Below are 19,005 nucleotides of genomic sequence, written 5' to 3'. Positions count from 1 at the left end.
CGATGGATGCCCGTTCGATCATTGCAAAGCTGCGCCGGGAAGAGGTGCCCACAGGCGATGAGCTGAAATGGTTTGCCCAAGGGCTGGCGGATGGCAGTGTCAGCGACGCGCAGGCCGGAGCTTTTGCCATGGCCGTGTGCATGGGTGGGCTGGGCCCGCAGGGCCGCGCGGATCTGACCATCGCGATGCGCGACAGCGGCGAGGTGTTGCAGTGGGATTTTGACGGTCCGGTCATCGACAAACACTCGACCGGTGGCGTTGGCGACAGTGTAAGCCTTGTGCTTGCGCCGGCTCTGGCCGAGATGGGGGCCTATGTCCCCATGATCTCGGGCCGGGGGCTTGGGCATACCGGGGGGACGCTCGATAAGCTTGAGGCGATCCCGGGCGTCGCCACGCTGATCGGCCAGACGCGGTTGAGGCAGGTGCTGACCGAAACCGGCGCTGCGATCGTTGGTGCCACAGGTCAAATCGCCCCGGCGGACAAGCGCCTCTATGCCATCCGTGACGTGACAGCGACTGTGGAAAGCCTGGATCTGATCACCGCCTCGATCCTGTCGAAAAAGCTGGCTGCCAGCCCGGATGCCCTGGTGCTGGATGTCAAAGTTGGCAGTGGCGCCTTCATGAAAACCCTTGATGATGCACGCAAGCTGGCAATAGCGCTGACCGAAACCGCCAATGCGGCGGGTTGCAAGACCTCTGCGATCATCAGCGATATGAACCAACCTCTGATCCCGGCGCTGGGCAATGCGCTTGAAGTGGCGGAGGTGATGAAGGTTCTCACCAGCGGTCAGCCTTCACCTCTGGCCGAGATATCGGCTGAGTTGGGCGGCGTTCTGCTGGCCGATGCCGGGATGTGCGACAGCGCTCGGGCTGGACGAGACAAACTGACCGAGGTGATCCGCGACGGCCGCGCTGCCGAACGCTTTGGCCGGATGATGGCAGCCGTTGGTGGCCCTGTGCATTTTGTAGACAATTGGGCGCGGTTCCTGCCCGAGGCGAATGTGATCCAGGAGGTGAAGGCCCCCCGAGCAGGTTACATCACGGCCAAAGATGGTGAGGCGCTTGGGCTTGCGGTTGTCGCGCTGGGCGGTGGGCGACAGGTGGAAAGCGATGAGATTGATCCGGCGGTCGGTCTGTCAGGGCTGCTGCGCCTGGGCGACCGGGTGACCAAAGGCGCTCCGCTGGCTGTTATCCACGCGGCCCGAGAAGATGCCGCGCAGGCCGCGTCTCAGGCAGTGTTGAACGCCATCACCATCAGCGACGCGCCGGTAGAGGTGCCTCCTCTGGTCCACGAAAGGCTCACCGCATGAGCCGGGCCTTTCTGGTGGTCATGGACTCGGTCGGAATCGGCGGCGCGCCTGACGCGGATCGGTTCTTTAATGGCACGATCCCCGATAGTGGCGCCAATACCCTGGCTCATATCGCACAGGCTTGTGCTGAGGGACGGGCCGAAGAGGGGCGGTCAGGGCCCTTGCACCTGCCGCATTTGGATGCGCTGGGATTGGGCGCGGCGACTCGGCTTGCGTCCGGTGATCCAACCCCAGGGTTGACGGCCCAGCCAACAGGGCTGTGGGGCTGCGCGCGTGAGCATTCGCCGGGCAAAGACACCCCCTCAGGCCATTGGGAACTGGCGGGCCTGCCAGTGCCATGGGACTGGCACTATTTTCCGAATACAACACCCAGCTTTCCCAAGGATCTGACCCGCGCGGCGGCCGCGGCAGCGGGCACCGATGGGATACTGGGAAACTGTCATGCGTCGGGCACGGCCATCATTGCCGAACTGGGGGGCGAGCATATGCAAACGGGCTGGCCGATTTGCTATACTTCAGCCGACAGCGTCTTCCAGATCGCTGCACATGAAGAGAGCTTTGGCCTCGACCGGTTGCTTGAGATGTGCCGCATGCTCGCCCCGCGTTTGCATGAGATGAAAGTGGGTCGTGTCATAGCGCGGCCCTTTGTCGGTACGCCCGAGGACGGGTTCACGCGCACCACCAACCGCAAGGATTTCGCCATTCTACCGCCCGCGCCGGTGCTTACCAACTGGGTACAAGACGCAGGTCGCAGGGTTCATGCAGTGGGCAAGATCGGCGACATCTTTTCGATGCAAGGCATCGACACGCTGCGCAAAGGCTCGGATGCGGATTTGATGAACCACCTGTCGGACCTTGTGGACAGCGCCGAAGAGGGCAGTCTGAGTTTTGCAAATTTTGTCGAGTTTGACAGCCTCTATGGCCACCGGCGCGACATCAGCGGCTATGCGCGTGCGCTGGAGTGGTTTGACGCGGGGATCGGCGCGTTGTTAGCACGGTTGAAGCCCGCTGATCTTATGGTGCTTACGGCCGATCATGGCAATGATCCCAGTTGGGTGGGCACTGACCACACGCGCGAACAAGTACCCGTGCTGGTGGCCGGGCAGGGCTCAGGCCAGATCGGTCAGGTCAACTTTGCCGATGTCGCCGCCAGCATCGCCCATCATCTGAATATCCCGGCGCATGGGCCCGGGCGGAGTTTTCTATGAGCGTCGCAGACCTTCCCAAAATCGAACTTCATCTGCATCACGAAGGCGCGGCCCCGCCCGCCTTTATCCGTCAGTTGGCACATGAAAAGCGCATCGACCTCAGCGGGATTTTCAAACCCGATGGCAGCTATGACTTTCGTGATTTCGCCCATTTTCTCAGCGTCTACGAGGCCGCCTGTGAGGTTTTGAAATCGCCCGAAGATTTCCGGCGCTTGACGCTGGCTATTCTGGAGGAAAGCGCCGCCAATGGGGTGGTTTACTCTGAGACCTTCCTCAGCCCCGATTTTTGCGGCGGTGGCGATCTGCAGGCCTGGCGCGACTATCTGGCCGCCATTCAGGACGCGGCGGTTGAGGCAGAACGCAAATTCGACATCACCCTGCGCGGTGTCATTACCTGTGTGCGTCATTTCGGGCCCGAGAAAGCCAAGGCCAGCGCCCGTTGCGCGGCTGAGACCGCAGGCGACTGGATCACCGGCTTTGGCATGGGCGGAAACGAAAGCGTCGGCGCGCAGGGGGATTTCAAATGGGCCTTTGATTGTGCCCGCGAGGCAGGGCTGCGCCTGACCACCCATGCCGGAGAGTTCGGCGGGCCCGAAAGCGTGCGCGATGCGATCCGCGATCTGGGTGTTGAGCGGGTGGGGCACGGTGTACGTGCCATCGAAGACCCCGATCTGATCCGCGAGATCGTGGATCGGGATGTGACGCTTGAGGTCTGCCCGGGCTCAAACGTCGTTCTGGGGCTTTATCCTGAATTTGCCGCCCATCCCATCGCGCGGTTGCGCGAGGCGGGCGTCAAGGTCACGGTTTCGACCGATGATCCTCCCTTTTTCCATACCACAATGCGGCGTGAATATGAGATGCTGGCCCAGGCCTTTGGCTGGGGTGCCGAGGATTTCGCGGCCCTCAATGATACCGCATTGAACGCGGCCTTTTGCGATGAAGAGACCCGCGCGCGGGTCAAGACAAGACTGGAGACACCATGAGCGAACACCTGACCGTCGTAGATCACCCGCTGGTGCAGCACAAACTGACGCTCATGCGGGACAAGGGCACCTCGACCGCCGTGTTCCGGCAGTTGCTGCGCGAGATCACTTTGTTGCTGGCCTACGAGGTCACGCGCGAGATGCCGATCACCACACGCCATATCGAAACCCCGATGGAAGAGATGGACGCGCCTATTCTGGCGGGGAAAAAGCTGGCGCTGGTCTCGATCCTGCGCGCGGGCAACGGCATGTTGGACGGTGTGCTGGAACTGGTCCCCTCGGCGCGGGTCGGCTTTGTCGGGCTTTACCGCGATGAGGAAACACTCAAGCCGGTCCAGTACTATTTCAAGGCCCCCGAAGGGCTGAAAGACCGGTTGGTGATCGCGGTGGATCCTATGTTGGCTACCGGCAACAGCTCGGCTGCCGCGATTGATCTGCTGAAAGAGGCCGGTGCCACGGATATCCGGTTCCTGTGCCTGCTGGCCGCTCCGGAAGGTGTGGAGCGTATGAAAGAGGCGCATCCTGACGTGAAGATCGTCACGGCGTCGCTGGATCGCGAGCTGAACTCGAAAGGCTATATCATGCCGGGGCTTGGCGACGCTGGTGACCGGATGTTCGGCACCAAGTAAGCGCGCTCAACCGCCGCAGATATTCTGAAGCTGGACCCAATCGCGGTCCGGCAGCACCTGTTCCTGAGCGCGACCTGCCATCGGGTCGGCCTCGATCAATCCCAGAACCGTCTCGCCCGTGATATCCTTGGCATAGGCATAAGGGGTCGAGGGCAGGGCAGATCGTGCAAAGACGTCAAGCAGATCGTCATCGTCAAGACGGGGCTTGGGCTCGGTCAGCAATTGTTCGGTATAGTCGTCAATGATCTCGGGCGTCAGTTCTCCGGTGGTCAGTAACCGGAACGCCGCGGTTGTGCCGGTGCGATCCAGCAGATCGTCCAGCGGGTCTTTCAACTCGGCCCGAGCGCGGGCGGCGATCACATAACCTGCGGCAACCGCCGGGTCTTCGTGGTCTTCGACCAGCGCACGGTTCAGCAGCACGGTGCCTCCGGGCAGGCTCTGGCTGTCAGGCACACCCGCAGGAAGGACCACGATCTGACGCACGCCGGTCCGCCGGGCCAGAGTGTCCAACGAGGTCTGCACATCCGCCGAGCCGCAAGCCTGACCTGACACCCGCTCGATCCGGTTCAGGATTGCGGTTCCGATCTCTTCTCGCTTGATCTCGGGCAGGACTTGCACAACATGGCGTTGCAAGGCACCGGGCAACCACAAAAGCAAAACACCCACGACAGCCAGCACAACCCCGACCACGCTGATCCAGCGCAACCGTCCGGGGTGGGGCCGTGTCCGCTCGATCGCGCGCTGCAACCGATCAATGGCATCCAGCATGGTGGTTTCGGTTTCTGCAAGCTCTAGCGTTTCGCCAGGATCGCCATCGGGGTTGAAGATGGCGGGAAACTCGCCTGGGTTTTGGCGTTCAAGTGCCGCAAGCGACCAATGGGTCAGCGCACTATCGTTGAAATCCGAAACAGTAAGCGTGGCTTCGCCAATTGAAATGACCACCTCGCGCCGCTGAGCGTCGGGCGACGGGCGCCACAGACCGGTGGCCTCGATCCGCTGGTACTGTTTTAGGGCTGTCATTTGGACATGCTGCTCGGATTATTATTCTAAATTCATAACATGGTGTAATCAAAAGGCGCAAACCTGTTGCGACCGGAACTGCCGCTGAAAACGCACAAATCAAACATCTAAGTGATTGCCAATACCGGCACCACCTGAGTTTTGGGGCAAGGGTGCGATCGATCCCGCTTTCCCGGCGGCGCCTACCCCCGGCCTGTGCGAAAATCGCCAGGAGATTCGGGTATTGTTTTGATCGCAAAGGCGAACTTTAGTTTCCGATCAAAATCGCAATTCGCCAGGATCAGCCTTTTTGTTTCGGATTTAGCGTGCAAATAGGCCCGATTAACCCTGATTAAGGCGCAAATGTGTCCCAAATCTGACCCCTGCTAAAAATTAGTGCTACCTAAAAACTGTGTTTGTTTAAGGGTGCCGAGTGGGGGTTGGCACAGGTGTAGGGTAATGAGTGTAGTAGAGTATTCGAACAAACAGGGGCATGTTGCCCCAACGTCGTCGGGTGCCTTGGTTTCTGCGCGCAGAGGGGGTTTTGTGCATGGAACCAAGGTGGCCACGACAAGCGGTTGGAAACCGGTAGAGCGTCTTGTTCCGGGGGACAGGGTTCGGACGTTGGATAATGGTTTCAAGGAAGTGCGACGCATTTCCACTGATACCGTAGCGATCCCTGAACAAGAGCAAAACCCCGACAACCTGCCCATACTGGTGCCCTCGCGTGCCGCGTATAACGGGCGGCCGGTCTGGATCATGCCGGAACAGGGTATGGCGCTGGACCACAGCAAGATCGATCCGACGACGGCTGGTTCAACCGTTGTGGCCGCGCGATTGTTAAAGGATATCGGTCCCTTACGCGCTGGAGTTCCAGCGGCAACATTCGATGTATGTACGCTGTTTTTCGACGAAGATCAGGTCATTTTTATCGAAGGCGGGCTGCAAGCCTACTGCGCCGCCAGTCGATTTGGGCAACGGTCGATGAACTCGTCCACGTCGTATCACGTCACAGATGAACACGGCGCTGCGGATCTGCTGCGCTACGTGGTAGCACGCGGAAGTCTAACCGTGTTGTCCAATCCGCTAGGCGCATTGCCCGCACCCATTCCCAACGAACCGATTTTTCCTGTGCGTCCGGCGACGTCCCGTCGGCGACCGGGAAGACCCGGTAGACCGGGATTGCCTACACTGTTCCTGCGCTCCGAATGGATGATGATCGCTCATCACCCGTAAGGAAGATACGCTGAACGGTGGGAAAGCTGGCGCATGAGGGGTATGCGCCAGCTTTTTTTGTCAGGCAGCTTTCGCGTCGGGGGCGAAGCGGCCATAGAAGCTTTGACCTTTCTGCGCCATTTCGCGCAGCAGAGGCGGGCAGACGAAGCGATCACCATAGGCCTTTGCCAGCTGGTCGCAGCGTTCAGCGGCGTAAGGCGTGCCGATGATGTCCAGCCAGCTGAGCGGGCCACCCGACCATGGAGCAAAGCCCCAACCCAGAATGGCACCCACATCGCCTTCGCGGATGTCTTCCAACACGCCTTCTTCCAATGCGCGGACCGCTTCCAGTACCTGAGCGAACATCAGGCGTTCCTGAACTTCGATCAGCTCAGGTTGATCTTCGGTGTGCGGATACTTGTCTTGCAGTCCTTTCCAGTACTCGGTGCGTTTGCCCTTTTCGTCATAGTCGAAGAAGCCCGCGTTTGCCTTGCGGCCCAAACGGCCCTCGGCCTCCATCCAGAAGATCAGATCATCTGCCGGGCTGTCTGGATAAGCATCGCCCATCGCGGCCTTTGTCGCGCGGGCAATCTTTGCGCCCAGATCAATCGAGGTCTCGTCGTTCAATTGGATCGGTCCCACGGGGAAGCCCAGCTGACGCGCGGCGTTGTCGATCAGCACCGGGCTCACGCCTTCTGTGATCATCCGCAGACCTTCGTTGATATAGGGTATGATGCAGCGGTTGGCATAGAAGAACCGCGCGTCATTCACCACGATCGGCGTTTTGCGGATCTGGCGCACATAGTCCAGGGCCTTGGCAACCGCACGATCCCCGGTGTCCTTGCCTTTGATGATCTCGACTAGGAACATCTTTTCAACCGGAGAGAAGAAGTGGATGCCGATGAACTGTTCGGGCCGAACGCTGGCCTTGGCCAGATCGGTGATCGGCAGGGTCGAGGTGTTTGACGCAAAGATGCAATCCTCGGGAATGATTGCCTCGACCTTCTGGGTCATCTCGGCCTTGACGCCAGGGTCTTCGAATACGGCCTCAATGATCAGATCACAGCCTTTGAGGTGATCCAAATCAGGGGTCGCGGTGATACGGCCCAGCATTGCCTCTTTCTTTTCTGCTGTGACTTTGCCGCGCTTGATCCCTTTGTCCAGATAGGTCTCGGTATAAGCCTTGCCTTTGTCAGCGGCTTCCTGATCGCGGTCGATCAGCACAACCTCCATACCCGCTTGGGCCGAGACCAAAGCGATACCAGCACCCATCATGCCCGCACCCAGAACTCCGATCTTCTTCACGCGCTGATCAGGTACGTCCTTGGGCCTTACCGCGCCTTTTTCCAGCGCTTCCTTATTCAGGAACAGCGACCGGATCATTGCGCCCGAAGACGGGTTCATCAGGACGGATGTGAACCACCGCGCCTCGATCTTCAGCGCGGTGTCGAAATCAACCAGCGCGCCCTCATAGACGGCACTCAACAAGGCCTTGGCTGCCGGGAAAGCGCCTTGGGTCTTGCCGTTGACCATCGCCGAGGCTCCGACGAAATTCATGAAACCCGCCGGATGATAGGGCGCACCGCCTGGCATCTTATAGCCCTTGGCGTCCCATGGTTTGACAAGATCCGCATCCTTGGCGTTCAGCACCCATTCCTTGGCTGCGGCCATCGGATCTTCGGCGATTTCGTCGACATAGCCTGCGCCCTTGGCCTTCTTGACGTCCAGCATCTTGCCTTCCAGCAACAGAGGAGCCGCCGCGATCGCGCCAACCTTGCGGACCATCCGGGTTGTGCCACCCGCGCCAGGGAAGATACCGACCATGATCTCGGGCAGGCCGAATTTCGCCTTGGGATTGTCCGCCGCAAAAATCCGGTGCGTGGACAGGGGCAGTTCCATCCCGATCCCAGCTGCGGTGCCGGGCAGCACCGTCGCAATCGGCTTGCCACCCTTCTTGGATTTGGGGTCCATACCTGCCAACTCGATCTTGCGCAGCAGGGCGTGCATTTTCATCGTGCCTTCAAACAGGCCCTTGGCCGGGTTGTCACCTGCCTGTTCCTTCATCACGGCCAGCAGGTTCAGATCCATGCCGCCTGCAAAAGAACCGTCCTTGCCCGAGGTGATGATGATGCCTTTGACGTCATCATCTGCCAGAGCGTCGTCAATGCAGTCGCTCAGCTGCGCGAGCCCGTCAAAGGACATGACATTCATGCTTTTCCCCGGCACGTCCCAGGTGATCGTGGCGACGCCGTCCGCGTCTTTGGTCAGAGTGAAATCAGTCATTGTCATCTCCAATCTGGTCAGGTGTCAGCGGGCTGCCATCTTTACGTGTGAAAGAGAAACCGTTCTCATCATCCTTCACCATCATGTCCAGGTCGCTGTAATAGGCGGTTTCTGTCGGGGTCCGAGTGCCCACCACCAGAAAACTCGCAGGCGCGTCGGTTTTGTTCACAAGGTGATGGCCATTGGCCTCACCGGCAGGCCAGGTCGCGCAATCGCCGGGCAACATCTCATGCTCGCCGTCATCGTCGATCAAAACGCACCTGCCGCTGAGCATGATGGCGAACTCATCCTGCTCCATGTGGTAATGGCGCAGCGAGGACAAACCGCCCGGTTCAAGTCGCACGATGTTGACCCCGAATTGAGTCAGCCCGCCTGCATCCCCCAGCGCCTGGCCAGAGCGGCCCGAGACTGCATCGGCCAGTTTCCCGGGATAGGAGGTGCGGCTTTGGAACGGGATTTTCGAAAGATCCAGTTTGGGCATCAGACACGCTCGATAATGGTTGCGGCGCCCATGCCGGACGCGATGCAGAGCGTGGCCAGGCCGGTTTCCTTGTCCTGACGTTCCAACTCATCCAGCAGTGTGCCGATGATCATCGCGCCAGTTGCACCCAGCGGATGCCCCATCGCAATCGAACCACCATTGACGTTCACCACTGCCGGATCGACGTCAAATGCCTGCTGGAACCGCAACACGACCGAGGCGAAGGCTTCATTCACTTCAAACAGATCCAGATCGCTGATCTTCATGCCATTATCGGCCAGAATCTTCTCGGTCACTGGAACCGGGCCGGTCAGCATGATGGTGGGATCAGTGCCGATCTTGGCGGTTGCCCTGATGCGCGCACGTGGCTTGAGGCCGTATTTCTCACCAAATTCCTTGTTGCCGATCAGAACCGCCGCAGCGCCGTCAACAATGCCCGAGCTATTGCCAGCGTGGTGGATATGGTTGATCCGCTCAAGATGCGGATATTTCAGCATGGCCACCTTGTCGAAACCGGGCATCTGCTCACCCATCATCTGAAAAGACGGGTTCAGAGCGCCAAGTGTCTGCATATCGGTGCCTGGGCGCATATATTCATCACGGTCCAGAATGGTCAGGCCGTTCTGGTCGGTGACGGAAATGACCGACTTTTCAAAGCGATTGTCTTCCCAAGCGGCTGCCGCGCGTCTTTGTGACTCGACCGCCAGGGCATCAGCGTCATCGCGGCTGAACCCGTATTCGGTGGCGATGATATCGGCCGAAATGCCCTGCGGGACAAAATAGGTCTCCATCGCCAAAGAGGGATCAACGGCGATTGCGGCACCATCGCTACCCATTTTGACGCGACCCATCATCTCGACACCACCGGCGATGTAAGCGTCGCCCGCGCCACCTTTGACCTGGTTTGCAGCCAGGTTCACGGCTTCCATTCCGCTGGCGCAAAAGCGGTTGATCGCCAGACCGGGTATCGATTGGTCCAGATCAGAGGCCAACACGGCGGATCGCGCCAGACAGCCGCCTTGCTCCATCACCTGCGTGACATTGCCCCAGATCACGTCTTCAACGGCACGACCTTCAAGATTGTTGCGCTCTTTCATCGCGTTCAGCGTCAGGGCGGACAGACGCACCGAGGTCACCTCGTGCAGGCTGCCATCTTTGCGGCCCTTTCCGCGCGGGGTACGCAGGGCGTCATAGATATAAGCTTCGGTCATAGGTCTTCTCCTTAAGCGCGATCCGACGGGTTGCCGGGCATCAGGTCATAGGGGTGTTTCCAGCCGGGCTGAGCAGACAGGCGCGTCAGCCAGGCATCGATATGGGGCCAATCGGTGCGGTCAAAGCCAAATGGCTCGGGGTAATAAAGATAGCCGCAACAGCTGAGATCGGCATTTGTGATGCCATCGCCGACAATCCAGTCGCGCCCCTCCAGATGGGTGTTGAGCGTGTCGTAAGCCGCTTTCAGACGCCCTTGGTTAAAGGCGATGACATCTGGGTTGCGATGTTGTTCGGGCAAGAAATTGATCAGGAACCGGGTCAACCCCGCCATTGAGCTGAGCTTGTGATTGTCCCACAGGACCCAGCGAAGCACGTCATACCGCTCTTGCCGGTCTTTTCCGCCGAACTTGCTAGACTTTTCGGTAACATAAGCCTGGATCGCACCTGACTGAGAGAGGCTGAACTCCCCATCAACCAAAACTGGCGCCTCACCCAACGCGTTGACTTCGCTGCGATATTCCGGTGTACGCGTCTCGCCGTTGAAAAAGTCGACAAAGACAGGCTCCCATTCTAGCCCCGACATCTCAAGCGCAAGGGCCGCTTTGTAGGAATTGCCGCTTTCTCCGAAACAGTGAAGTTTGATTGTCATTTCAACGCCCCTCCCGTGGCGCGTTTGGATAGGTCGGATTTTCCGTATTTATGACGAGAAGAAGCCAAGGGGTTTTTCTCACGTCGTAAGGCTTCATTAAGGTTAATGTGGCCTTGTCCAGTGTGTGGTACAGGCTGCCGAGCCGATGACCGTACGAGGAGAAGCCCCGCCGTCCCGGTTGCGTTTTTCCAGTTAAGTTTGCGACCCAGATGGCGGGGTGGATGAGACTGTGCCTTCTTCTCGTTCCAAATACGGCCGCCGGAGGCGGATTTAGACTTTGCCGTAGGTGAAGTGGTTAATATTGAGCCCTGCATCATCTTTTGCGCGCTTCCAGTTCCGAGTTGAAGATGCGCAGGCGGTGGGTCAGGTTTTCCTCATTTATGACGCTGTTGAAGTTCTCGAACAGAAACGACAGAGCCTCGCCTTCGTCCAAACCTGCCTCGCGGGCAAAGCCGCGAAGCTTGCGGTAGCCGTCTTCGGTCATGGCGACCGGAAAGCGGCGGGTCAGGCGAAAGCGTTTGGGCATCAGATCTCCTTTATGCGGGTGGGCCTGGGCAAATCCGTCCAGGCCCAGACTGCGATCAGAATTGCGCTGCGTCCAATGACATCACGGTGTCTGCCCCGGTCTGAATGCGGGCGAGGTGCATTGCGGTGGCGGGCAGGCGGCGCGCCATATAGAAACGGCCGGTGGTGATCTTGGTCTCGTAGAACGCAGTATCCGATGCACCGCTGTCCAGAGCATCTTGCGCGGCCTTCGCCATCTGTGCCCACATCAAACCCAGGCACACATGGCCGAACATGTGCATAAAGTCGTAAGATCCAGACAGCGCATTGTTCGGATTTTTCATGCCTTCTTGCATGAAGTACATGCCCGCAGCCTGCAGATCCTTTGACGCGGCCTTCAGCGGTTCGATAAAGGCTTTGTCATATGCTTCGTCTTTGCCGCCGTTCTCTTTGCAAAAGCTCTTGACCATCTCGAAGAACGCCATGACATGCTTGCCGCCATCCTGCGCCAGTTTCCGGCCCACAAGGTCCAGAGCCTGAACGCCGTTGGCCCCCTCATAGATCATCGCAATCCGGGCATCGCGGGTGTATTGCGACATACCCCATTCTTCGATGTAGCCATGGCCACCATAGACCTGCTGGGCCTGTACGGTCATGTCATAGCCTTCGTCTGTCAAAAAGCCCTTGATCACCGGCGTCAGCAGCGAGATCAGGCCATCCGCATCCTTGTCACCGGACCGGTGTGCTTTGTCGATCATTGTGGCGCCCCACAGGATGAACGCGCGTGCGCCTTCCGTAAAGCTTTTCTGATCCATCAGGTTGCGGCGGATATCGGGGTGTACGATCAGCGGGTCAGCCGGGCCATCGGGGTTTTTCACACCGGTTACGTCGCGGCCCTGCAGCCGGTCCTTGGCGTAATCCACTGCGTTCTGATAGGCGGCCTCGGCTTGTGCCAGCCCCTGCATGCCAACGCCCAGACGGGCCTCGTTCATCATGGTGAACATGGCGCGCATGCCTTTGTGTTCTTCGCCCAGAAGATAGCCGGTCGCTTCGTCATAGTTCATCACACAGGTCGAATTGCCGTGGATGCCCATTTTCTCTTCGATATTGCCGCAGGCCACTCCGTTGCGCGCGCCCAGGCTGCCATCTTCGTTTACGTGGAATTTGGGCACGATAAACAGCGACACGCCCTTGATTCCCTCAGGGCCGCCAACGATCTTGGCCAGCACCAAGTGAATGATGTTATCGGCCATGTCATGCTCTCCGGCCGAGATGAAGATCTTTTGGCCCGAGATTTTATAGCTACCATTTGCTTGCGGTTCCGCCTTGGTGCGCATCAGGCCCAGATCGGTTCCGCAATGGGGCTCGGTCAGGTTCATGGTGCCGGTCCACTCGCAGCTGACCATGTTGGGCAGATAGGTGTTCTTTTGCTCGTCCGTGCCGTGGGCCAGAATCGCCGAAGCCGCGCCATGCGTCAGGCCCTGATACATGGTAAAGGCCTGGTTTGCGGCCGAGAACATCTCACCCACTGCTGTGCCCATCACGTAGGGCATGTTCTGCCCGCCATATTCCTCGGGCATGTCCAGTCCGGTCCAGCCGCCTTCCTTGACTTGCTCAAATGCGTCTTTGAAACCAGTGGGCGTGTAAACGACGCCGTTTTCCAACCGACACCCTTCGGTGTCACCTACCACATTCAACGGGTGCAGGACGTTGCTGGCGACTTTGCCGGCTTCTTCCAGCACGGCGCCGGTGAAATCGGCTTCCAGCTCATCATAGCCTGGGATGTCCGACTGCGAGACGTTCAGAACGTCATGCAGGATGAATTGGGTATCTTTGGTGGGCGCGGTGTAGATGGGCATGTGAACCTCCCTGGTTTCGTCTGTCCAGAGGGCGGGCTTATTCAGCCGCCTTCTTTTCCTGTTTCATCGAAGCAATGACTTTTTCGCCCCAGCGTAGCTGTTCTTTCAGATCGTCGATGGCCTGTGTCAGCTCGTCCCGGCGCGATTCCATATCGGCCAGACGCTCGGTCGCGATCTCATATGTCCGGCACATCTGGGTGAGCTGCTGGTCGCCCACGTGGTACAGATCCAGAAGTTGACGGATCTCTTCGAGGCTGAAGCCAAACCGTTTTCCGCGCAGAATCAGCTTCAGGCGCGCACGGTCGCGTTTGGTGAACAAACGCTTTTGGCCTTCGCGGATTGGAAACAAAAGCTCTTTCGCCTCATAAAACCGCAGGGTGCGCGGCGTGACATCATAGGCCTCGCACATCTCGCGGATCGTCATCAGGTCTTCGGTCATGTCTCAACTCTCATCACTGGCGTCATGCCAACCGACTTGCGCAGTCGTTGCGTGTTTTACAACATGCCGATGACGTTTACGTAATGTGGACGCTGCGTCACAAAAAAGTTGACGTAACTTCCATTCGCGTAAATGGGCCGCGTTGTAATTTTCTTGCCCCTAGGGCAGCCCAAATTTCAGGTGTAGGGAGAACTGCAACGACCTTCGTGCCTGGAGCGCGCAGATGCACAGGTCAGGCCGCCGCGGTGTGTGATCTATTTCAGCAGCTTTGCAGTTTGGTCGCGCAGTTCCTGCAAGGCCGTCATGGCTTCGTCCAACTGTTCGCGTTGCTTTTGCAACTCGGGCATCTGACGATCCGCCATTTCGATGAATGCCGCCATTTGCGCCTGGTTGCCCTGATCCTCGTAGATCAGCAGCCATTGACGGATTTCTTCCAGCGAAAAGCCGAATGTCCGACCGCGCATGATCAGCTTCATACGGGCGCGTTCGCGCGGGCCGTAGTAGCGCGTTCGCCCCTCACGTTCTGGCTGAAGGAGTTCGATATATTCGTAATAGCGCAATGTACGTTTGGTCACGTCAAACGCGTCGCACATTTCGTTCAGTGTCAAACGGCTTTCCGACATACCTTTCCTCCTCGGCTGCACGTTAGGCGGTCACTGTGGGCAGCGCAACAGCCGGGGTTGCTCTTTCTGGTGGTGCGGGCTCATAAAGGGGCACGACCAGAACAGGACGCAAGCCCATGGTAGACAAGACAGTTTTAGCCCGTCAGTTCATTGAGGCGATCCCGCACGCCAAGGCGCTGGGGCTGAACCTGACCAGCATTGGCGAAGGAGAGGCTGAGATCACGATGCCATACAATGCGCAGCTGATCGGTGATCCGCGCACCGGTGTTATCCATGGGGGCGCGGTGTCGACGATGCTGGATACCTGTTGCGGAGCGGCGGTCATGAGCCATCCTTCAGCGCCTGGCGGAACAGCAACAATAGATCTGCGTATCGATTACATGCGAGCCGCCACACCGGGGCAAAGCATACGGACCCGCGCCACCTGCTATCACATCACGCGCAACGTGGCTTTTGTGCGGGCCACCGCAACGGATGATGACCAGGAAACACCGGTCGCAACCGCGTCCGGTGCCTTTACCGTTGAGGGTGGTTAAGATGGCGCGCTCCCGTCCAGAACCCATGCAGGTGGTCAAGCAACGCCGTGACGCGGCGCTTAAAGCGCTGGTCGAAGGCGTGCCCTATATCCGCTTTCTCGACATCACCTTTGATCGGCGCGGCGACGAGCTGACGGGTGTGTTGAACTTTGACGAAAAGCTGATTGGCAATCCTTTTCTACCCGCGATTCATGGCGGTGTCACCGCGGCTTTTCTGGAAGTGACCGCCGTGATCACGCTGAGTTGGGAAACCATGTTTCCCAGAATTGAAAGCGGCGAGATTGAAGCACAGGACATCCTGACCGACGAAAGCATCCGCTTTCCCAAAACGATCGATTTCACGGTCGATTATCTGCGCTCGGGCCTACCACGCGACGCCTATGCGCGCGCATTTGTGAACAGGTCGGGGCGGCGCTATGCTTCGGTCCGGGTCGAAGCCTGGCAAGATAATCACGCGAAACTGTTTGCACAGGGAACCGGGCATTTCCTGATGCCGCAACCCCCCAAACCAAAGGGCTGAGTGTGGAGGACGCCAACGCGCCCATCACCCATCGGCGCGTTCTGAAGATCGCGCTGCCGATTGTGCTGTCAAATGCGACCGTGCCCATTTTGGGTGCGGTCGATACCGGTGTGGTCGGGCAGATGGGGCAGGCGGCCCCGATCGGGGCGGTTGGCATGGGCGCTGTGATCCTGTCGGCGATCTATTGGATCTTCGGATTTCTACGCATGGGCACAACCGGTCTGGCCGCACAGGCGCGCGGGGCCGGGGACACAGCCGAGACAGGTGCGCTCCTGATGCGCGGTTTGCTGCTTGGGGGCACAGCCGGTTTGATCATGATCGTGGCGCAGCTGGGTTTGTTCTGGGGCGCGTTTGCCCTGTCACCCGCCAGCCCCGAGGTTGAGGCACTGACGCGGGATTACCTGGAAATCCGCATCTGGGGGGCGCCCGCGACGATTGCGCTGTATGCGATCACAGGCTGGTTGATTGCTATCGAACGCACGCGCGGCGTGTTTCTTTTGCAGATCTGGATGAACGGGCTGAATATTGTGCTCGATCTGTGGTTCGTTCTGGGGCTGGGCTGGGGCGTGGAGGGCGTGGCCATCGCTACGCTGATTGCCGAATGGTCAGGGCTGGCGCTGGGCGTATGGTTGTGCCGCGAAGGCTTTGCCGGCCAAAGATGGAAAGATTGGCCGCGCATCTTTGATGCCCAACGGCTTAAGCGGATGTTGCAGGTGAATACGGATATCATGATCCGGTCTGTCCTGCTGACCGGGTCTTTCACCACGTTTCTGTTTGTCGGGTCTGATCTTGGGGACGTAACTCTGGCAGCCAATCAGGTGCTGTTGCAGTTTCTTGAGATCACCGCCTTTGCGCTGGACGGGTTCGCCTTTTCCGCCGAGGCGCTGGTGGGTGGCGCGGTGGGTGCACGTAACCGGGGCGCGGTCAGGCAGGCCTCGATCATGGCGTCCCAATGGGGCGTGGCGGGGGCCATCATGCTGGGGCTAATCTTTTTCCTTGCAGGGCCCGCGCTGATCGACCTGATGTCAACATCACCTGAGGTTCGGTTGGCGGCACGAGACTATTTGATCTGGGCGGCTCTTGCCCCTGTGATCGGGGTGGCAAGCTGGATGTTTGATGGCATCTATATCGGCGCCACCTGGACCCGGGCCATGCGAAACGCGATGATCCAGTCTGTTGCGATCTACGTGTTGGCTCTGTTCGTTCTGGTGCCCATGATGGGCAATCACGGGCTGTGGGCCGCGCTGATGGTTTTGAACATCGCGCGCGGTCTCACGCTGGGATGGCGCTATCCAAAGCTTGAGGCGGGGGTGGCCTAAAGCAACTCCAGCAGGGTCTCGGGCGGGCGTCCAAGCGCCGCTTTGTCACCAGCGATGGCCAAAGGGCGCTCGATCAGGATCGGGTTGTCCGCCATAGCCTGGATTAACACGTCCTCTGAGTCTGTCTTCGAAAGCCCCAGCGCCTTGAAGGTCTTTTCGCCTTTGCGCATCATATCGATGGCGGGGAGACCCAACTTCTTTAGCGCGGCCCGGATCTCAGCGGTCGTGGGCGCATCCTCAAGATATTTCCGAACCTCAATCTGCGCGCCTTGATCTTGCAGCAACGCGAGGCCCGCGCGCGATTTTGAACAACGTGGATTGTGCCAATATTCGATCACAGCCATTCCTCTCGTTTGCTACCCACCGCCTGTGCGACCGTAGTGTATCCATCTCGCTCCAAAAGCTGATCCAGCCCGTGGGCGATCTCAGCCGCCAAAGAAATGCCGCCATAAACCATCGCGGTATAGAATTGCACCGCAGAGGCCCCGGCGCAGATCTTGGCATAGGCCTGTTCTGCAGTGCTGATGCCGCCAACGCCGATCAAAGGGATTTCGCCACTGGTCAGCTGGCTCAGCTGCGCCAATACGCGGGTCGACTTGTCGAACAAGGGTACACCCGACAATCCTCCGGCCTGATCCTTGTCGGCGCTGCGCAAGCCATCGCGCGACAGGGTTGTGTTGGTGGCGATCACCGCGTCCACCCCGGTCTCGCGCGCGACATCGGCGATGTCTTGCAACTCGTCTACCGTCAGATCAGGTGCGATTTTCAGAAAGATCGGAATGGGGCGGGGCAGAGCGTCGCGGGTTTCGATCACACCACCCAACAGCGCGCCAAGCGCGGCCTTGCCCTGCAAATCCCGCAGCTTTTCGGTATTGGGCGATGAGACGTTGACCGTCGCAAAATCCAGATGCGCCGCGCAATGGGCGAGGACTTTGGCAAAATCGCCGGGACGGTCGTCGCTGTCTTTGTTCGCGCCAAGGTTCAGCCCGATCACCGCGTCATTGGGACGCGCAGCCAGTCGCCCGGCCATGACTTCCATGCCTTCATTGTTGAACCCAAAGCGATTGATCGCGGCGCGGTCTTCGGTCAGGCGAAACAGGCGTGGTTTGGGGTTCCCGGGCTGCGGGCGCGGCGTGACCGCTCCGACCTCGATGAACCCAAACCCGGCGCGCGACAGAGGGGTCAGCGCCTCACCGTTTTTGTCGAACCCAGCAGCAAGCCCAACGGGGTTGGGCAAGGTTAGCCCGGCCACATTTGTTCTCAGTCGTTCGGATGTTACCGGCCCCGGTGTCGGAGCAAGACCGGCGGTTAGAGCCTTGATCGACAGCCCATGCGCGGTTTCAGGGTCAAGCCGGTGCAGGGCTGCCAGCCCCAGTCGCTCAGTCAATTTCATCCGAAAGAGGCTCCACCTTCTGTGGGCGCACACCGGATCAGGCGAGAGGTTTCGACCGCCGCTTGCCGGTGCACCACCGCCGCGCGATAGGCCGGGTCTGTTACCATCTCCAGAAACGCGTGTGCGGTGGGGTATTGTGCTATGAACACCGCGTCCCAGGCTTCGTCCTGCGGACCGATGAGCATCGTCTGAAATGCCCCGCGCCACAGGATCGACGCGCCAAGCCGGTCGATGATCGGAGCCGTTTCCGCTCCGTAGTTGCGATAGGCCTGCGCGCCGCTCAGCCCGGCGCCCGCCAGCGCATGATCGGTGGGGTAGTCTGCGATCTTGCGGAATTTGACCAGGTTCAGCATCTCGATCGGGTGGTCACGGTCGAGGGATTTGAATGCTTCGAATTGTTCGCGCTCGGGATCGATGAAACTGGTCATTCCATCTCCTCGGGGAATTGGTGCGCCTGACCATCAAACGGCAGGTCGCGGGCCCAGATCACATCTGACATGCGGATCTGACGGTAGAGATGTGGGAACAGCGCGCCTCCGCGCGAGACCTCCCATTTCAGGTCGTCTCCCATAGCTTCACCATCGCAGGCCAGAAGGGTGAGATCGTGTTCACCCGCAAAATGCTTGGCCGCAGTTTCCTGCGCCTGCGCGGCTGTCGAGAAGTGCACAAAGCCATCGCTTACGTCAATTGGGGCCCCATCCGTGGCGCCCGTCGCCTGCAACGCGGCCCATTCGTCGGCGCGGAAAATCTTGTAGATCAGCATGCGTGTGTGATGCCCCGCGCGGCGGGTAGAATCAAGCCGGATTTCCCCCTTTGACTCTTGGCCATCCACGTCGCACGATC

The 19,005-nt window shown here is 59.3% G+C and carries 21 protein-coding genes; 8 read left to right on the top strand and 13 right to left on the bottom strand.

Translation table 11 applies throughout. The features are described 5' to 3' along the window. Positions 1-2: 2 nt before the first annotated feature. The 4 genes from GOW40_RS03015 to upp are packed head-to-tail and all read left to right on the top strand — an operon-like array spanning position 3 to position 4,130. Positions 3-1,310, top strand: coding sequence for a thymidine phosphorylase (locus GOW40_RS03015; protein WP_171128695.1), 1,308 nt, complete (start codon positions 3-5; stop codon positions 1,308-1,310). Continuing rightward, entirely contained in the window at positions 1,307-2,518 is a 1,212-nt protein-coding gene (locus tag GOW40_RS03010; protein ID WP_171128697.1) for a phosphopentomutase, read from the top strand. Before GOW40_RS03015 ends, GOW40_RS03010 begins: the two co-directional genes overlap by 4 nt. Further along, positions 2,515-3,501 (top strand): adenosine deaminase, encoded by a 987-nt coding sequence (locus GOW40_RS03005; RefSeq protein WP_171128700.1) that lies wholly within the window; start codon positions 2,515-2,517, stop codon positions 3,499-3,501. The genes GOW40_RS03010 and GOW40_RS03005 overlap by 4 nt, the downstream gene beginning before the upstream one ends. Then, the gene (gene upp, locus GOW40_RS03000; RefSeq protein WP_171102307.1) at positions 3,498-4,130 is read left to right on the top strand and encodes a uracil phosphoribosyltransferase; all 633 of its coding nucleotides are present in this window, start codon (positions 3,498-3,500) and stop codon (positions 4,128-4,130) included. The genes GOW40_RS03005 and upp overlap by 4 nt, the downstream gene beginning before the upstream one ends. Positions 4,131-4,136: 6 nt before the next feature. Here the strand turns inward: upp and GOW40_RS02995 are convergent, their stop codons facing one another. Next, positions 4,137-5,150, bottom strand: coding sequence for a hypothetical protein (locus tag GOW40_RS02995; RefSeq protein WP_171102306.1), 1,014 nt, complete (start codon positions 5,148-5,150; stop codon positions 4,137-4,139). A gap of 438 nt (positions 5,151-5,588) precedes the next feature. On the opposite strand from GOW40_RS02995, the gene GOW40_RS02990 reads away from it, so the two are divergent. Continuing rightward, on the top strand, positions 5,589-6,365 hold the full coding sequence (locus GOW40_RS02990) for a Hint domain-containing protein (RefSeq protein ID WP_171128702.1): 777 nt from the start codon (positions 5,589-5,591) through the stop codon (positions 6,363-6,365). Between the two features lie 60 nt (positions 6,366-6,425). Here the strand turns inward: GOW40_RS02990 and GOW40_RS02985 are convergent, their stop codons facing one another. The 8 genes from GOW40_RS02985 to GOW40_RS02950 form a co-directional block, all read right to left on the bottom strand. Further along, positions 6,426-8,627 (bottom strand): 3-hydroxyacyl-CoA dehydrogenase NAD-binding domain-containing protein, encoded by a 2,202-nt coding sequence (locus GOW40_RS02985; protein ID WP_171128704.1) that lies wholly within the window; start codon positions 8,625-8,627, stop codon positions 6,426-6,428. Beyond that, positions 8,620-9,108 carry a cupin domain-containing protein gene (locus GOW40_RS02980; RefSeq protein ID WP_171128706.1) on the bottom strand — a complete coding sequence of 163 codons (489 nt, stop codon included), beginning with the start codon at positions 9,106-9,108 and terminating at the stop codon, positions 8,620-8,622. The genes GOW40_RS02985 and GOW40_RS02980 overlap by 8 nt, the downstream gene beginning before the upstream one ends. Next, positions 9,108-10,319 carry an acetyl-CoA C-acetyltransferase gene (locus GOW40_RS02975; protein WP_171128708.1) on the bottom strand — a complete coding sequence of 404 codons (1,212 nt, stop codon included), beginning with the start codon at positions 10,317-10,319 and terminating at the stop codon, positions 9,108-9,110. Before GOW40_RS02975 ends, GOW40_RS02980 begins: the two co-directional genes overlap by 1 nt. A gap of 11 nt (positions 10,320-10,330) precedes the next feature. Next, the gene (locus GOW40_RS02970; protein ID WP_171128709.1) at positions 10,331-10,969 is read right to left on the bottom strand and encodes a glutathione S-transferase family protein; all 639 of its coding nucleotides are present in this window, start codon (positions 10,967-10,969) and stop codon (positions 10,331-10,333) included. 313 nt (positions 10,970-11,282) lie between these two features. Continuing rightward, complete coding sequence (locus GOW40_RS02965) at positions 11,283-11,495, bottom strand: hypothetical protein (RefSeq protein WP_170495439.1); 213 nt, start codon at positions 11,493-11,495, stop codon at positions 11,283-11,285. Positions 11,496-11,550: 55 nt separating this feature from the next. After that, a complete protein-coding gene (locus GOW40_RS02960) occupies positions 11,551-13,332 on the bottom strand; it encodes an acyl-CoA dehydrogenase C-terminal domain-containing protein (protein ID WP_171136357.1) in 1,782 nt (593 codons plus the stop codon). Positions 13,333-13,369: 37 nt separating this feature from the next. Next, positions 13,370-13,771, bottom strand: a complete 402-nt coding sequence (locus GOW40_RS02955) for a MerR family DNA-binding transcriptional regulator (RefSeq protein ID WP_171102299.1) — start codon at positions 13,769-13,771, stop codon at positions 13,370-13,372. Between the two features lie 254 nt (positions 13,772-14,025). Further along, positions 14,026-14,394, bottom strand: coding sequence for a MerR family DNA-binding transcriptional regulator (locus GOW40_RS02950; protein WP_171102298.1), 369 nt, complete (start codon positions 14,392-14,394; stop codon positions 14,026-14,028). A gap of 116 nt (positions 14,395-14,510) precedes the next feature. On the opposite strand from GOW40_RS02950, the gene GOW40_RS02945 reads away from it, so the two are divergent. From GOW40_RS02945 to GOW40_RS02935, 3 genes are read left to right on the top strand one after another with little or no spacing between them, the layout of a single operon-like run. Next, the gene (locus GOW40_RS02945) at positions 14,511-14,930 is read left to right on the top strand and encodes a PaaI family thioesterase (protein WP_171102297.1); all 420 of its coding nucleotides are present in this window, start codon (positions 14,511-14,513) and stop codon (positions 14,928-14,930) included. 1 nt (position 14,931) lies between these two features. Continuing rightward, complete coding sequence (locus GOW40_RS02940) at positions 14,932-15,450, top strand: PaaI family thioesterase (RefSeq protein WP_171102296.1); 519 nt, start codon at positions 14,932-14,934, stop codon at positions 15,448-15,450. 2 nt (positions 15,451-15,452) lie between these two features. Next, the gene (locus GOW40_RS02935; protein ID WP_171128713.1) at positions 15,453-16,769 is read left to right on the top strand and encodes an MATE family efflux transporter; all 1,317 of its coding nucleotides are present in this window, start codon (positions 15,453-15,455) and stop codon (positions 16,767-16,769) included. Here GOW40_RS02935 and arsC read toward each other — a convergent pair. Genes arsC through GOW40_RS02915 form a run of 4 tightly spaced genes read right to left on the bottom strand, consistent with a single transcriptional unit; the run spans position 16,766 to position 18,925 of the window. Next, entirely contained in the window at positions 16,766-17,107 is a 342-nt protein-coding gene (gene arsC, locus GOW40_RS02930) for an arsenate reductase (glutaredoxin) (RefSeq protein ID WP_171130442.1), read from the bottom strand. The genes GOW40_RS02935 and arsC overlap by 4 nt on opposite strands. Then, positions 17,104-18,162 carry a quinone-dependent dihydroorotate dehydrogenase gene (locus GOW40_RS02925; protein WP_171128715.1) on the bottom strand — a complete coding sequence of 353 codons (1,059 nt, stop codon included), beginning with the start codon at positions 18,160-18,162 and terminating at the stop codon, positions 17,104-17,106. The genes arsC and GOW40_RS02925 overlap by 4 nt, the downstream gene beginning before the upstream one ends. Further along, positions 18,159-18,590 carry a DUF1330 domain-containing protein gene (locus tag GOW40_RS02920; RefSeq protein WP_171128718.1) on the bottom strand — a complete coding sequence of 144 codons (432 nt, stop codon included), beginning with the start codon at positions 18,588-18,590 and terminating at the stop codon, positions 18,159-18,161. Before GOW40_RS02920 ends, GOW40_RS02925 begins: the two co-directional genes overlap by 4 nt. Next, positions 18,587-18,925, bottom strand: a complete 339-nt coding sequence (locus GOW40_RS02915; protein WP_171128720.1) for a DUF952 domain-containing protein — start codon at positions 18,923-18,925, stop codon at positions 18,587-18,589. The genes GOW40_RS02920 and GOW40_RS02915 overlap by 4 nt, the downstream gene beginning before the upstream one ends. Positions 18,926-19,005: the final 80 nt, after the last annotated feature.

This window comes from Ruegeria sp. HKCCA6707, assembly GCF_013033515.1.
Lineage (GTDB): Bacteria > Pseudomonadota > Alphaproteobacteria > Rhodobacterales > Rhodobacteraceae > Ruegeria.
Note: the sequence above shows the minus strand (reverse complement) of the source record. Positions and strands in the feature narration are given on the sequence as shown.

Excerpts from the sequence above, each read along its gene's own strand:
- GOW40_RS03015 (WP_171128695.1), top strand. The coding sequence starts at position 3 with ATGGATGCCCGTTCGATCATTGCAAAGCTGCGCCGGGAAGAGGTGCCC.
- GOW40_RS03010 (WP_171128697.1), top strand. The coding sequence starts at position 1,307 with ATGAGCCGGGCCTTTCTGGTGGTCATGGACTCGGTCGGAATCGGCGGC.
- GOW40_RS03005 (WP_171128700.1), top strand. The coding sequence starts at position 2,515 with ATGAGCGTCGCAGACCTTCCCAAAATCGAACTTCATCTGCATCACGAA.
- upp (WP_171102307.1), top strand. The coding sequence starts at position 3,498 with ATGAGCGAACACCTGACCGTCGTAGATCACCCGCTGGTGCAGCACAAA.
- GOW40_RS02995 (WP_171102306.1), bottom strand. The coding sequence starts at position 5,150 with ATGACAGCCCTAAAACAGTACCAGCGGATCGAGGCCACCGGTCTGTGG.
- GOW40_RS02990 (WP_171128702.1), top strand. The coding sequence starts at position 5,589 with ATGAGTGTAGTAGAGTATTCGAACAAACAGGGGCATGTTGCCCCAACG.
- GOW40_RS02985 (WP_171128704.1), bottom strand. The coding sequence starts at position 8,627 with ATGACTGATTTCACTCTGACCAAAGACGCGGACGGCGTCGCCACGATC.
- GOW40_RS02980 (WP_171128706.1), bottom strand. The coding sequence starts at position 9,108 with ATGCCCAAACTGGATCTTTCGAAAATCCCGTTCCAAAGCCGCACCTCC.
- GOW40_RS02975 (WP_171128708.1), bottom strand. The coding sequence starts at position 10,319 with ATGACCGAAGCTTATATCTATGACGCCCTGCGTACCCCGCGCGGAAAG.
- GOW40_RS02970 (WP_171128709.1), bottom strand. The coding sequence starts at position 10,969 with ATGACAATCAAACTTCACTGTTTCGGAGAAAGCGGCAATTCCTACAAA.
- GOW40_RS02965 (WP_170495439.1), bottom strand. The coding sequence starts at position 11,495 with ATGCCCAAACGCTTTCGCCTGACCCGCCGCTTTCCGGTCGCCATGACC.
- GOW40_RS02960 (WP_171136357.1), bottom strand. The coding sequence starts at position 13,332 with ATGCCCATCTACACCGCGCCCACCAAAGATACCCAATTCATCCTGCAT.
- GOW40_RS02955 (WP_171102299.1), bottom strand. The coding sequence starts at position 13,771 with ATGACCGAAGACCTGATGACGATCCGCGAGATGTGCGAGGCCTATGAT.
- GOW40_RS02950 (WP_171102298.1), bottom strand. The coding sequence starts at position 14,394 with ATGTCGGAAAGCCGTTTGACACTGAACGAAATGTGCGACGCGTTTGAC.
- GOW40_RS02945 (WP_171102297.1), top strand. The coding sequence starts at position 14,511 with ATGGTAGACAAGACAGTTTTAGCCCGTCAGTTCATTGAGGCGATCCCG.
- GOW40_RS02940 (WP_171102296.1), top strand. The coding sequence starts at position 14,932 with ATGGCGCGCTCCCGTCCAGAACCCATGCAGGTGGTCAAGCAACGCCGT.
- GOW40_RS02925 (WP_171128715.1), bottom strand. The coding sequence starts at position 18,162 with ATGAAATTGACTGAGCGACTGGGGCTGGCAGCCCTGCACCGGCTTGAC.
- GOW40_RS02920 (WP_171128718.1), bottom strand. The coding sequence starts at position 18,590 with ATGACCAGTTTCATCGATCCCGAGCGCGAACAATTCGAAGCATTCAAA.
- GOW40_RS02915 (WP_171128720.1), bottom strand. The coding sequence starts at position 18,925 with ATGCTGATCTACAAGATTTTCCGCGCCGACGAATGGGCCGCGTTGCAG.